This is a genomic window from Beijerinckia mobilis (genome assembly GCF_000745425.1).
GTDB classification, from domain to species: Bacteria; Pseudomonadota; Alphaproteobacteria; order Rhizobiales; family Beijerinckiaceae; genus Beijerinckia; species Beijerinckia mobilis.
This window is the reverse complement of sequence record NZ_JQJH01000001.1, coordinates 353,123-366,496: the sequence shown is the minus strand read 5'-3', so window position 1 is coordinate 366,496 and position 13,374 is coordinate 353,123. Positions and strand designations below refer to the sequence as shown.

Below are 13,374 nucleotides of genomic sequence, written 5' to 3'. Positions count from 1 at the left end.
GGCGCTCTCAATCGTAAATATGCAGGCGACCATCGCCGAGAACCATGCGCCGCGCGCCATCGAACTGATCCATCAGCCCGAGATCATGCGTCGCGATGACGACCGAGGTGCCGGATTTATGCAATTCGGTGAATAGCCGCAACAGACGGCGGGCGAGGCTCGGATCGACATTGCCGGTGGGTTCGTCGGCGAGAAGCAGTTCCGGTCGCACGATGAGCGCCCGCGCAATGGCGGCGCGCTGTTTTTCCCCGCCTGAGAGCACGGGGGGCAGGATGTGCATCCGCTCGCCGAGGCCGACCCAGCGCAGAAGTTCGATCACTTCGGCGCGATAGGTCGATTCCTCGCGGCCGCGAACTCGTAGCGGCAGGGCGACATTTTCGTAAGTGGTCAGATGATCGAGCAGGCGGAAATCCTGGAAGACGACGCCGATGCGACGCCGCAAATCGGTAATCGTGTCCTTGTCGAGCGCTGTCGAATCGGACCCGAAGAGATTGATCAATCCGCGTGTCGGCCGCAGCGAGAGAAGAATCAGGCGCAATAGAGTGGTCTTGCCCGCGCCCGATGGACCGGTCAGGAACTGAAACGAATGCGGCTCGATCGAGAAACTGATGTCCTTCAGAATCTCATTGCCCATTCCATAGCGAAGGCCGACATTTTCGAAACGAACCAAGATCTCTCCCCGCATAGAGCTTGTTGGGGTAATTCCAGATTGCTCCCCCAAGAGAATCTTCCCCAAGAGAATCTTCCCCGAGGGAGTTTCTCCAAGAGAATCCTTCCTGGAGCATCGCTCGACAAATCAGGCTCGTGAGCGATTTTGTAGGTTTTTATCAACGCATCAAACATTCCGAAGGGCGATAGCCTCTTTCCAGTTCGATACTGTAAAATTAGGAGCATTTTCAAAGTGTTTTGAATCGCATCCCGATCCTGTTCACACCGAAAATGCGCCAGTTCCTGCCTTGCCTTTCCAGATGCGCCAACCGCATTCCATCCTTGATGGATTTGCGAGATCGAAGGTGATTAGGAGAAACGATGCCAGAGGCGGAGCGGCACCAGCCTTTTGGCCGTGCCATTTCTTCATACAGAATATTTTCATCAAAATGGGAACCATTCTTCTATAATAAGAACTGGTTTCCAGTTTCTTGCTCTTGTCCAGGATAGATCGTGGCGGAAGATTCAAGCCCCAACGCGAGCCAGAAGAGAAATTTCCTGAAACGGCTGTTCACCCGCAAGGAAGATCAGGTGGAAGCTGCGCAGCCTGAGCATGCGGAAGAAGCCGCTCGCGAACCCTCGGCTGCCGGGCTTGCTTCCGGAGCGGTCTCCCCAACCGAGGCCATTCCTCTCGATCAGTCGATTGCGGAACCATCAGGTGCCCCGGCGGCACCGGTTCCACCGCCGGCTCACGCCGCTGAAACGGAACCGGCGCAGGGGTCATGGTGGAGCCGTTTGCGCGCCGGGCTTTCCCGTTCCTCGAATTCGATCGGATCCGGCATCGTCGATATTTTCACCAAGCGCAAGCTTGATGAGGATATGTTGCAGGATCTGGAGGATATCCTGATCCGCGCCGATCTCGGCGGCGCCGTTGCGCAAAGGATCACTGAAACGGTCGGCAAGGGACGCTTTAACTGGGACGTCGATCCGGCCGAGGTCAAGGCGATTTTGGCGCATGAGGTCGAGACCGTGCTCGGCCCCTATGCCCGCCCGCTCGAAGTTGATGTGTCCAGGAAACCTTTCGTCATTCTCGTCGTCGGGGTCAATGGATCCGGCAAGACGACGACGATCGGCAAGCTCGCCGCCCAATTCACCCGCGAGGGCCGCAAAGTGATGCTGGCGGCCGGCGATACGTTCCGCGCGGCGGCAATCGAACAATTGCAGATCTGGGGGCAAAGGCTCGGCTGCAATGTGATCGCCCGTCCGCAGGGAAGCGATGCGGCGGGCCTCGCCTTTGACGCGATCAAGGCGGCGCGGGCCGAGGATGCCGACATTCTATTGATGGATACGGCCGGCCGCCTGCAAAACCGCGCCGAACTCATGGACGAGCTCGAAAAGATCATCCGCGTCATGCGCAAGCAGGACGCGGAGGCGCCGCATGCCGTGCTTCTCGTGCTCGATGCGACCGTCGGCCAGAATGCCTTGAGCCAGGTGGAGATTTTCGGACGTGTCGCGGGTGTGACCGGCCTTGTCATGACCAAGCTCGACGGCACGGCGCGCGGCGGCATCCTCGTGGCGATCACCGAAAAGTTCAAATTGCCGATTCATTATATAGGCGTCGGTGAGAAGGTCGATGATCTCGAAGCGTTCACGGCGCGTGATTTCGGCCGCGCCATTGCCGGCCTTGACCGGGAAGCGGTGCCGCCTTCCTAAAAATTGTGACTGCCTTTGGTGCCTCGCGTGCGACATCCTTAAGACTTTTGTGCGAGTTCGGTCCGCTCGAGCAACAGGGCTCTTGTCAGCTTGCCTGTGCTGCGGGATAAGGCCGCTCCACCTCGATCATGGCATATGGGAAGGGTCGGTATCGGGACGTGCGAGGCGACTTTCGGCGGTGGCCACCGGTGTCTCGTCATGAAATTCCGAATAGAATGCCGATCGGATGCTGTCGATCAGGCGCGAGAGCGCCGGCTTTCTGGATCAATCATGTGTCGGACCAGCGCGCCCCGCTGTTTGGTCCGATGCGCGGGGCGTGTTTCATGGCTAAATTCGTCAATCGTGTCTTTTCCGGCATTCAGCCGAGCGGCCACCTGCATCTCGGCAATTATCTCGGCGCGATCATCAAATTCATCGAATTGCAGAAGACCCATGATTGTCTTTACTGCGTCGTCGATTTGCACGCGATCACTGTCGCTCAGGATCCCGTGGAACTGCGGGCCAATATCAGAGAACTGACCGCGGCCTATATCGCCTGCGGCATCGACTACAAGAAGCAGATCATCTTCAACCAGAGCCAGGTGTCGGGCCATGCCGAACTCGCCTGGCTGTTGAATTGCGTCGCCCGGGTCGGCTGGCTGAACCGCATGACCCAGTTCAAGGAGAAGGCCGGCAAGGACCGCGAGAACGCTTCCGTGGGCCTCTACGATTATCCAATCCTGATGGCCGCCGACATTCTCCTCTATAAGGCGACCCATGTTCCGGTGGGCGAGGATCAGAAGCAGCATTTGGAGCTCACGCGCGACATCGCCCAGAAATTCAATCTCGATTTCGCGCAATCAATTGCCGAACGCGGCTTTGAGGACGCATTCTTTCCGCTGCCCGAACCCTTGATTCAGGGGCCTGCGGCGCGGGTGATGAGCCTTCGCGACGGCACCAAGAAAATGTCCAAATCCGACCCATCCGATTATTCGCGCATCAATCTTTCCGACGATGCCGATACGATCGCGCAGAAGATTCGCAAGGCGAAGACGGATCCTGAACCCCTTCCGTCGGAAATCGAGGGGCTCGCAAAGCGCCCGGAAGCGGAAAACCTCGTCGGGATCTATGCGGCTCTGAATGGCGAGGCCAAGGCTGATGTGCTGAAGAGCTTCGGCGGCGGCAATTTCTCGACCTTCAAGACGGCGCTTGTCGATCTTGCCGTGGACAAACTGGGGCCGATCGGCGGGGAAATGAAGCGGCTCAAGACCGAGACAAGCTTCATCGATCAAATTCTCGTCGATGGCGCCATCCGCGCCCGCGCGTTTGCCGAGCCCACCATGACGGCGATCAAGGATATTTTTGGGTTCGTCGGGTAATGCTCTGATCTCTTTCGAGTGGAGCGTTTCGGCTATATCGAAACGCTCCAACGCGGGGTGCACCAGCGGTGTTACATCACGACGACGCGCGTGCCGACCGGAACGCGTTGGAACAGGTCGATGACATCGGCATTCATCATGCGGATACAGCCGGAAGATACGGCGTGACCAATCGTATCCGGCTCATTGGTGCCGTGAATGCGAAACAGCGTATCCCTGTTGCCCTGATAGAGATAGAGTGCCCGCGCACCGAGCGGGTTTTCGATACCGCCTTCCATCGAGGTGGGGAGGTCGGGGCGGCGCTTCAGCATCTCTTTCGGTGGAATCCAACGCGGCCATTCAGCCTTGCGGCCGACCCGGGCTGTTCCCTTCCAGGCGAAGCCTTCGCGGCCGACGCCGATGCCGTAGCGGATCGCCATGCCATCGGGCTGTATGAAATAGAGATGCCGTGATTTCGTGTCGATGACGATGGTGCCGGGTCCTTCTTCGGTGGGATTGGGCACCAAGGCGGCCGTTTTCTGCGAAGCGCGGACACCGAGATCATAATCTGCCTGGTCATCGCCATAAGGCGACCTGCGCGAGGCATTTGGCGGATAGGCCGGCGGCGGCGCGGCGTCATCGTAAAGATCGTCCGGAGGCAGGACCTGATTGTCATCGTCGAAAGAGGGGAAGGGAGGTCTGGCGCGCTGATAGCCGGAATAATAGGGCCATTGGGCGAAAGCAGGCAGGCTGACGGTCAGGCCAGCGAACAGGATCAATGAACTGGCGAGGCTGCCGATCTTATGATGCATGGATAAGCGTTTCCGATAAAGGCGGACATTGAAAAGCGGGTGGTTTAGGAATGCAGATTATATATCAGGGATGAAGAAAGTTTCTGAACGGGTCTACGATCTCTTCGAGACATTCAATAATTTATAGCCGTTAATCGTATTCGTTAAACTGGCGGACATTGAAGGAAAGCCTGTACCGTTCCAACGCTTGGACGCTCCCCGAATTGAAAAACCTTTGATCAAAATTCTGTGAATTTTGGTTGATGGAAAGTCACGTCGGGGAAGGGGCAGACGGTGCGGAGTATTGAGACTTTGTGCATCACTATTCCGCGCCATTCGGGTCTATAATTTTATCGATGAGCGGGTAGGGACGGCGGCAGGGAAAAATCCGTGGCCTGGCCCGGTTGCGCCGGCTCACGCGAACCGGATACGCCTTTCAGGAGGGTCCGTTCGCCCTCAGAGACTTTTCGCGGATTCCCGTCGGGAGAAACCAGTACACCACCGTGGCTCAGAGCGGGGCCTGTCAGTGACAAGACGGGACCGATGACGGGTTTGGGTGGAATGGCCTCCGGCTCCGGATTGGCACTTGCTTCTCCCGCTGCGGGTGGATTGACAAGAGACGGTGTACCGGAGGCAGGTGTATCCTCTGGCGATTGTATTGGCGTTTGATCGTCGTGCATGTTCGGCTTGTCTGGCAACGTCCGGCGGAGTGTGCCTTCGACGAAATGGGCAAGTTTGCGCTCGCCGGCAGCCGTGAAGCCCTGTCCATCCTGCGTCCGCAATTTCGTGATTTGTCCATCGATGTCGGGGCCATAGCCGTGATAATCGCCCTTTTCATCGGCAAAGGCTTCCCAGATATCGATGAAAGTGGCGCCGGTCTTGGCCGTCCGTTCTTCAAAAAGCGTGTTGAAGACGCTGAAATCGACCGCCGCTTCATCGCGTTTCACGATTGGCAGGCCAATCCAGGCGAGCGGCACATGGTGGGTACGGAAAATCTCGCCAATGGCCTCGATCCGGCTGCCATAGACAGCCTGCCAGGGGGTTGAGAGCAATTCCAGCACCTTGTCGTCCTCATGCAGTGGCTTCCGGTCATTGCTGCCAATGAGCATGATCGCGTAATCGAGCTTTTCTCCCTTGCTTTCGGCGGTAGTGAGAAAGTCGCTGATGGCTTTCGGCCAATCGTAGACATCAGGGCGGACGAGGCCGGTCCCATCCTGTTCTTCGCGAAGAATGGCGATGTCGGGCCGATCGGAGAGCGCCTCGGTCAGACCGCGTCCGAGCATCTGCGCCAATTCATCGCCGAAGATGGCGACGCGATAGCGTGTCGGCACCGCCGGACGAGGCGGAAGCGGGATCTTGGCAGGAATGACAATAGTGCGGGGCCGTGGCGGCCGTGGCTTATGCGAGGCGGAGGTCGGATGTTCCCGCAGGCGCGGATTGTGTGGATTGCGCGGCGGTGCGTGACGTGGCGCGGGCGGTGGTGGTTCGAACAGATTTTGAAACCAGTCGAAGGGGGAGCCCTGGGCGCGGGCTTCGCGGCTCGTACCGAGCACGAGGGCCGCGAACGCGATGCCGGCGATGCCAAGGATCGCCGCGAAAATCGTCACGGAGCGGGGGCGGAATGGAAACCGCATGGCTCATCTGGTCCTGCTGTTGGCCGGGATCCGTCTGGTCCTCCCCCCTTTCAATGCTGTCCGGCAGAAGAGGATGCAGGCTCGTCGATTGGTGGCGGTGCGAGCGATGGGGGTGGCGTCAATACGATCCAGTCGAGTCCAGCAGGCTGCAAAACCTTGTCGATAATATGCAAAAGGCCATTCTTCTCGGGAATATCGGCATAAGTGATCATGGCCCGTCCGCCGCGAGCATCGGTGAGGATGAGATGCCGGCCGTCTTCCGTCACGATAATCTCCTCGCCTTGCAGCGTCTTCAAACGGATCGGGCCCTGTTCCCGCCGCAGGGCGGCCAGCATGGTTTCGACGCTGTGTCTGCCGGCGACGATCTGATAACGCAGAAACGCGGCGAGCGTGTCATGGTTTTCCGGCTGCAGCCAGACTGCCCGCGTGTCTTTCGGCAATTGGGCGAAAGCTTCGTTGGTGGGCGCGAAAAGTGTGTAGGAACCCTCTTCCTTGAGCAGCGGTTCGATACCCGCTGCCCGGATCGCTTCGACGAGGGTCGTATGGCTGCGCGCCTCGCTCAGGTTTTCGAAGACGGTTTTGGAAAAGGCGAATGTCGCTCCCCCGGTATGAATGGCGAGTTCTGCCGCAGCCGCCTTGATCGGGGAAAACAATAGGCCTGGGGACAACACGCACAAGCTTATGAGTGCTGCCCGGGTATGAATATGGAGCCAGCAAGGAAAGGCCCATTGTGGCGAACAGGTTGGGGAGTTGATCTTGCGCCGTCTTTTCGATGTGTCAGTGCTTCCAGGCATCCGGGCCTTTTCCGTGCGATCTAAAGTGCCAGGCAATGTGAGACAGAGCCTTGCAGGTTTGCGGGCAGGGATCCGAGCTTCGGACCGATGGGAAATCGGGCGAATCTGGCCTAACGTTTGGCCGCGCCTTTTGAATAGGATGCTAGTGGATCGCGAAGAAGATCAGGAGCAGACAAAAAGCGGCGAGGAACAGGCAGCGCAGGATTTGCCCGAAAGAAGGGGCGATGGACGGGGTGTTGGAAGATCCGAACGCGGAGGATCTGAATGCGGGGGATCTGAATGCGGGGGATCTGAACGAAGGCGCGGCCCTGTGCGCTGGAAATGGAACGAGGCTCATCGAGAGTATCCTCCTCGGATAGGGCTCGGGCGGAGGCGTGAACGGGTCATGGATATTCCATTGACCGCGGGCCACGGACCGCCGGTTGCGACCGATCGATTGACGCGCTCATACCCGGTCGATGGCTGCCCCGTTCCCCTTGCCTGTGGGGAACTCTTGCAAGTCGTTTGACCGATGCACCCTGGACGTCTCGACCAAAGGGGCTTGAGCCCGCCCGAAGAACTCTAGCCTCCACTTATTGATGAAGGATTAACCTTAACTGGGCCTTATGATTCGGATTGTTGCGATCTTGGTCTCGCATCCGGTGCTGGATGTCTCTCGAACCGGTCTCTCTAGCGTGCTGATCCCGTCAGGAATCGCAGACATTTGCAAGAGCCTCTGTTATGATTGCAAAAATGAGTCGCCCTGATCCAATGCCCTGTGTCCGCTCTTCTCGTGGCGGGGATCTTGCGGGTGGCTCATGAGCCGATGCACCGCGCTGATAGTTGAGGAGTTTGAGAGTGCAAGAGGACAGGGAGCCGGTGTGCTTCGATGAAATGACCCTTCCGGATGGCAAGATCCGACCGGTTTACGAGAAAATCGCGCATTGGCTCGCCAACACTCCGTCCTCGTTTCTCTCCGCGCGCCATGCTCAGGCCGAGCTCCTGTTCCGGCGGATCGGCATCACTTTCGCTGTCTATGGCGATAAGGACGCGACCGAGCGTCTCATCCCTTTCGATATCATTCCGCGTCTGCTCGACGGCGGTGAATGGGCGCGGCTCGAGACCGGCCTCATCCAGCGCGTCAAGGCGCTCAATATGTTTCTCGCGGATATTTATGGCGCGCAGGAGATTCTCAAGGCCGGGCGTATTCCGGCCGATCTCGTGCATGGCAATCCGCAGTTTCGCCCGGAAATGGTCGGTTGCAAGGTGCCGCATGATATTTTCGTGCATATTGCCGGCATCGATCTCGTGCGCATCGGCGAGAATGATTTCTACGTCCTCGAAGACAATGTGCGCACGCCCTCCGGTGTCTCCTACATGCTGGAGAATCGCGAGGTGATGATGCGGCTCACGCCCGATCTCTTCGCTGAACATCGTGTCGCGCCGGTCGAGAATTATCCCGACATGCTGCTGGCCTCGTTGCGCTCTGTGGCACCGGTGAATGTCGCGCGCGAGCCCGTTATCGCTGTGCTGACGCCGGGACAATATAATTCCGCCTATTATGAACATTCCTTCCTGGCCGATAAGCTCGGGGTCGAGCTTTGCGAAGGCCGCGACCTCCTAGTCGAGGATGATGTCGTCTACATGCGCACGACCGAGGGAACGAAACGGGTCGATGTGCTCTATCGCCGCATCGATGATGATTTCCTCGATCCCAAGGCTTTCCGCGCGGATTCCATCATCGGCGTCCCCGGCCTGATGCGGGCCTATCTCGCTGGCAATGTCACGCTCGCCAATGCGGTCGGCACCGGCGTCGCCGACGACAAGGCGATCTATACCTATATGCCGGAGATCATCGACTTTTATCTGGGCGAGCCGGCCATTCTGAAAAACGTGCCGACCTGGCGCTGTCGTGAACCCGATGCTTATGCCTATGTGCGCGATCATCTTGGCGAACTCGTCGTCAAGGAAGTGAATGGCTCGGGTGGCTATGGCATGCTCGTCGGCCCCCATGCGAGCCTTGCCGAGCGTGAGACCTTTGCCGCCAAGCTTGCGCGCAACCCCGAGAACTTCATCGCCCAGCCGACTCTCGCGCTCTCGACCTGTCCGACCTTCTTTGAATCCGGCATCGCGCCGCGCCATGTCGATCTGCGGCCTTTCGTGCTCACCGGCTCGACCGGCGTCAAGGTCGTGCCGGGCGGCCTCACCCGTGTCGCGCTCAAGGAAAAGTCCCTCGTCGTCAATTCGAGCCAGGGTGGTGGCACCAAGGATACCTGGATCATCGAAGGCTCGGCGCAGCGGCAATCGCAGACGCAGACATGAGCCGCCCGGCTCAGTCCGTAATCTCGGGCCTTTGCCTTCTGACCTCCGGGCCGCGGGCTTTTCCTACTCGGCGCCTTCATTTGAGCCGCCATTGCATCCGAACCATCACCTCCTGAACCATCATCAAGGCAGGCCATGCTTTCCCGGACGGCTGATAATCTTTTCTGGCTTGCCCGCTATGTCGAGCGGGCTGATTTCCTCGCGCGTGTCATCGACGCGACGCAACGGCTGAGCACCCTGCCGACGGCTTATGCGAGCACTGGCACGGAATGGGAGAGCGCGCTCGAATCCTCGGGCGCGGCGGAGGGCTATCGCGCCCGTTACGAGACGATCGAAGCTGCCCGCGTGGTCGAATTTCTGACTTTCTCGACCGAGAATCCCTCGTCCATCCGCAATTGCCTGGAATTCGCGCGCGTCAATGCGCGCGCCGTGCGCACGGCTTTGACCATTGAGACGTGGGAAGCGATCAACGGCGCCTGGATCGAGCTGAAAAAGTTCGAAAAGACGAGCCTTGGGAAAGGTTCCTATGATCGCGAGGAGCTTTCCCGGTTTCTCGATTTCGTCAAGAAAACCTCGCTCGATTACGATGGCACTGCCTATCGCACCATGCTGCGCAATGATGCCTATTGGTTCTCGCGGCTCGGCATCTATATCGAACGCGCTGACAATACGGCGCGTATTCTCGACGTGAAATATCACGTGCTCCTGCCCGAGGATGAGGAAGTCGGTGGATCGCTCGACTATTTCCAATGGGCGAGCATTCTGCGCGCGGTATCGGCACTCACGGCCTATCATTGGGTCTATCGCGAGACACTCAAGCCGTGGAAGATCGCCGATCTCCTGATCCTCAAGAAGGAGATGCCGCGTTCACTCATCTCCTGCTATGACAATATCTGCCATTTTCTGGATCAGATCGCCGGCGCCTATGGGCATAATGGTGCGGCGCAACGGCACGCGCATCTCGTCATGGAACGGCTGACCAAGGCCACGACGAAGGAGATCTTCCACATCGGCCTGCATGAGTTCATCACGGCCTTCGTCGAAGACAACAGCTTGCTTGGTCAGACGATCAGCGAGCAATATCTGTTGAATTAAACCCGCAGAGTGCCGATCCGGCCGTTTGGTGTCGATTCTTGACGCGCGCAACGTCTCAAGGTTTGCGCCAAAGCAGTTGTGTCGCGGTGCTTTTCAGGCCAACTCTCGTCGATCATGAAACAATTTGATCAACGAGACCCGGTCTTAATAGAGGATCGCAGGCGATCGAGCCGATGGGCGGCTCATGGCCGTTGCAGCACGGCCTCGAAAGCATAGGCGCGGAGCGGCTTTGAAAAATGGCAGCCAAGACCGCGCGCGCTGGCGAGGGCGCGGATTTCCTCCTCCAATGTAAGACGTGGCGTCACATCGAACCAGGAAAGCCAGCGGCGTAGCGCCCTGCCGAACCAGGCGGGCAGGCCGGCCTGGTCGCCGAAATCGACGATATGGAGCGAGCCGCCTTCGGTCAGGAAGGTGCAGGCGTTCGCGAGCACATCACGCCAGGGCGGAATCATCGACAGAGCGTAGGAAATGAACACGCGGTCGAAGGCCGCGACACCAAAAAGCGCGAGGGGGTCGAAAGCGGTGGCGTCCGCCTGTGCCAGCTGGATGCGTTCGCTCAATCCCGCGCGGGCGATGGATTTGCGCGCCTGCGCCAGCATTTCCTCCGAGACGTCGAGACCATAAAGGCGTGCATGCGGGTAGGCTTTTGCCGCCTTGATGAGATTGCGTCCCGTGCCGCAGCCGATTTCCAGGATCGTACCACCCTTGGGGGGAGCAAGCCCGGTGATCAGCGCGTCGCGTCCGAGCAGATAAAATTTGCGGCTTGCATCATAGATGTGGCGCTGATGCCGGTACATCCGGTCCATCAGCGCCGCCGCTCCATTGTCCGTCCGTGATGCGCTCATGCCTTGCGCCGATAAAGATGGAACGCGCCATAGATGGAGGAGCGGTCACGCAGGCTATAATCGATGCAGCGCGCCGGATCATATTCGAAGGCGTCGAGGATCGCCGCCGGCACGCGGCCAGGCAGCAGCCTTTCATCGGCGGCGGTGCGGAAGATGACCCGCGCGCCGGCGCGGGCGGTGCGCAGGATCTCGCCCCACAGGGATGTCAGCACCTCATCGGTCATCCAGTCCTGCGCGTCGAGAAGGACATAGGCGTCGAGGCTTTGTGCTGGCTGCTGATTCAGGAAGACGGTCATGGATTCATGACGGATGTCGACCCGGTCTGCACAAGCGCGCAGGGTCTCGAAGTGGGAGGGCATGAGATAGGGCGGCAGGCAGTTCTGGTCGATCGCCTGATGACGCGGCGGATAAGCGCGTCCGAACGCCTGCCAGGCGAAATAATTGTCCGTGAAATCGAAATCGCAGGCGAGGCGGCGCAGTCTTTCCTTGACCACATCGGCCATATTGCCGGAGGGACCACCCGCAAGGGCCTGATATTGCGACGGGGGAATGCCAAGCCCGTAAAGCGAGGCGGGTTGGCGCAGCATCCAGCGGATCGAGGGCTTGTCGAACAATGGCGCGAGCATGGTCTCGTAAAGGACGCGCTGTTCTTCGCGATCCTTCGCCTGCAGCATCAGCCGTGGATCACGTCCATAGAGCTTGGCCAGACGGTGAGCGCCGCCAATGAAAGTGCCGAGCAGCCCGTGATGATAGAAATTATCGGTGAAATTGTCGATGCGCCGGCGGCCGGTTGGACCACGGCCGTCCCAATAGGCGCGCGCCACCGGATCGAGATGCGCACGGACGTAACGGCGATAGGCATCGAGATTGGCAGGCTGATCGGCCTCGCCGAAAAAGCTGTAGAAAGCCGCGTGATCCGGCAAATGCTGCAGGGCTGCGACCTTCAACTGGTTAAGGGCGATATGCGCGCCGTTGAGATCGACCGCGGTGATCTTGCGGGGCGCGGCGGTCAGGTAGGACAGGACGTTACAGCCACCCGACGCAATGGTGACGATGTGATCGTTCGGCTGGATCGCGAGAGCCTCCATGTCGATCAGCGGATCTTCCCAGATCTGCGGATAGACGAGGCCGCGAAAGACGAAAGTGAATAGACGTTCGAGCAAGCCACCGCGGGACAAGGTTTTGTTGCGGTGGACGGCCGTGCGCAGCCCAAGGCTGGTCGTACGGCGAAGCGCATCGGGAGATGACGTCACGGGCTTTCCGAATCTGCAGAGACGATCGGCACGGCTTAAGCGACCCGCATGACAGACGGATGACCAGAAGCGATTCCGTATCATTATCTGCGCCGCTCTTGATTTTTGATCCCGCATGAGGATGCGTTCAGCAGTCCGAGCAATTGCTCGTCATCCAGGCAAATTGTTAAGCTCGTTCAGTTCGTCAAGAGGAAATAGGGCGAGAATGTGAAGCTTTCGTTTCTATTCGAGGAGTTCTTGTCAGAAGAGACAATTTAAGATTCTTTATTTCAAGTTTAAATAAAATTAACTATGTTGTTGCGTCGCACAAATAACGTATTGAATGGAAAATAGCTAAATACATTGCCTTTTTATCATCACAGAATGCTGTCAGAAGCCGCCGCCGTGCCCGGAAACGGGTGCTTTCAATGGTAATAAATGGAGGCTTCTGGTTGAGAAAACTTCTCGGATTTGCTGCATTACTGTGTATGTCTTCGGGAATAGCTCAGGCTGACTCGCAGCACAGCAGAATGGTGCATCACCACCGCAGGGTGTCTCATCACCATTATTCTCATCATCATTATAAAGTGGCGTATCTCTCTCCACGGGCTGAGCATTACGACGGCAAGACGTCGCAATATCAAGGCAAGGCTTCTTTTTATCATGCGCGTGGGGCGCGCGGCTGCGCGCATCGTTCCTTGCCTTTCGGGACGCATGTGCGTGTCACCAATCTCGCCAATCAGCAATCGACGACCCTGGTGGTCAATGATCGCGGACCCTTCATCAAAGGGCGGGTCATCGATGTCTCGGTCGTGGCGGCCGACCAATTGGGCTTTCGGCATGCCGGACTTGCGCCGGTGCGGGTGGATGTGCTGCCGGATTGAGCTGCAGGCTTCATGAAGCGTTTCTGGTCTTTCCGGAAACGCTCCACGTAAAAATTAGAGCATTCTCAAAGCGGTGGAATCGCCAAGCGATTCACCAGAA

Annotated in this window: 11 protein-coding genes; 5 read left to right on the top strand and 6 right to left on the bottom strand. The window is 58.4% G+C overall.

Annotated elements, in window-relative coordinates; genetic code table 11:
* Window positions 1-7: 7 nt before the first annotated feature.
* The gene (ftsE, locus tag DL88_RS01590; protein ID WP_034991285.1) at window positions 8-670 is read right to left on the bottom strand and encodes a cell division ATP-binding protein FtsE; all 663 of its coding nucleotides are present in this window, start codon (window positions 668-670) and stop codon (window positions 8-10) included.
* A gap of 491 nt (window positions 671-1,161) precedes the next feature.
* On the opposite strand from ftsE, the gene ftsY reads away from it, so the two are divergent.
* Window positions 1,162-2,361 carry a signal recognition particle-docking protein FtsY gene (gene ftsY, locus DL88_RS01580; RefSeq protein ID WP_034990892.1) on the top strand — a complete coding sequence of 400 codons (1,200 nt, stop codon included), beginning with the start codon at window positions 1,162-1,164 and terminating at the stop codon, window positions 2,359-2,361.
* Window positions 2,362-2,684: 323 nt separating this feature from the next.
* Window positions 2,685-3,719: a tryptophan--tRNA ligase gene (gene trpS, locus DL88_RS01575; RefSeq protein ID WP_034991283.1), complete on the top strand. Its 1,035-nt coding sequence runs from the start codon at window positions 2,685-2,687 to the stop codon at window positions 3,717-3,719.
* Between the two features lie 71 nt (window positions 3,720-3,790).
* Here trpS and DL88_RS19700 read toward each other — a convergent pair whose 3' ends face one another.
* From DL88_RS19700 to DL88_RS01560, 3 genes are all read right to left on the bottom strand, one after another.
* Window positions 3,791-4,510 (bottom strand): L,D-transpeptidase, encoded by a 720-nt coding sequence (locus tag DL88_RS19700; protein ID WP_084704770.1) that lies wholly within the window; start codon window positions 4,508-4,510, stop codon window positions 3,791-3,793.
* Between the two features lie 329 nt (window positions 4,511-4,839).
* On the bottom strand, window positions 4,840-6,123 hold the full coding sequence (locus DL88_RS01565) for an SGNH/GDSL hydrolase family protein (protein ID WP_034990891.1): 1,284 nt from the start codon (window positions 6,121-6,123) through the stop codon (window positions 4,840-4,842).
* 50 nt (window positions 6,124-6,173) lie between these two features.
* Window positions 6,174-6,776, bottom strand: a complete 603-nt coding sequence (locus DL88_RS01560) for a fasciclin domain-containing protein (RefSeq protein ID WP_051955458.1) — start codon at window positions 6,774-6,776, stop codon at window positions 6,174-6,176.
* A gap of 1,014 nt (window positions 6,777-7,790) precedes the next feature.
* Between DL88_RS01560 and DL88_RS01555 the strand changes: the two genes are divergently transcribed.
* Complete coding sequence (locus DL88_RS01555; RefSeq protein ID WP_034991275.1) at window positions 7,791-9,218, top strand: circularly permuted type 2 ATP-grasp protein; 1,428 nt, start codon at window positions 7,791-7,793, stop codon at window positions 9,216-9,218.
* A 135-nt stretch (window positions 9,219-9,353) separates the two neighbouring features.
* The gene (locus tag DL88_RS01550; RefSeq protein WP_034990890.1) at window positions 9,354-10,313 is read left to right on the top strand and encodes an alpha-E domain-containing protein; all 960 of its coding nucleotides are present in this window, start codon (window positions 9,354-9,356) and stop codon (window positions 10,311-10,313) included.
* Between the two features lie 182 nt (window positions 10,314-10,495).
* Here DL88_RS01550 and DL88_RS01545 read toward each other — a convergent pair whose 3' ends face one another.
* Together DL88_RS01545 and DL88_RS01540 are read right to left on the bottom strand one after the other, a co-directional pair.
* Complete coding sequence (locus tag DL88_RS01545) at window positions 10,496-11,158, bottom strand: class I SAM-dependent methyltransferase (RefSeq protein WP_034990889.1); 663 nt, start codon at window positions 11,156-11,158, stop codon at window positions 10,496-10,498.
* Window positions 11,155-12,411, bottom strand: coding sequence for a BtaA family protein (locus tag DL88_RS01540; protein WP_034990888.1), 1,257 nt, complete (start codon window positions 12,409-12,411; stop codon window positions 11,155-11,157). Before DL88_RS01540 ends, DL88_RS01545 begins: the two co-directional genes overlap by 4 nt.
* Before the next feature lie 566 nt (window positions 12,412-12,977).
* Here DL88_RS01540 and DL88_RS01535 point away from each other — a divergent pair.
* Window positions 12,978-13,274: a septal ring lytic transglycosylase RlpA family protein gene (locus tag DL88_RS01535; RefSeq protein WP_051955489.1), complete on the top strand. Its 297-nt coding sequence runs from the start codon at window positions 12,978-12,980 to the stop codon at window positions 13,272-13,274.
* Window positions 13,275-13,374 lie beyond the last annotated feature (100 nt).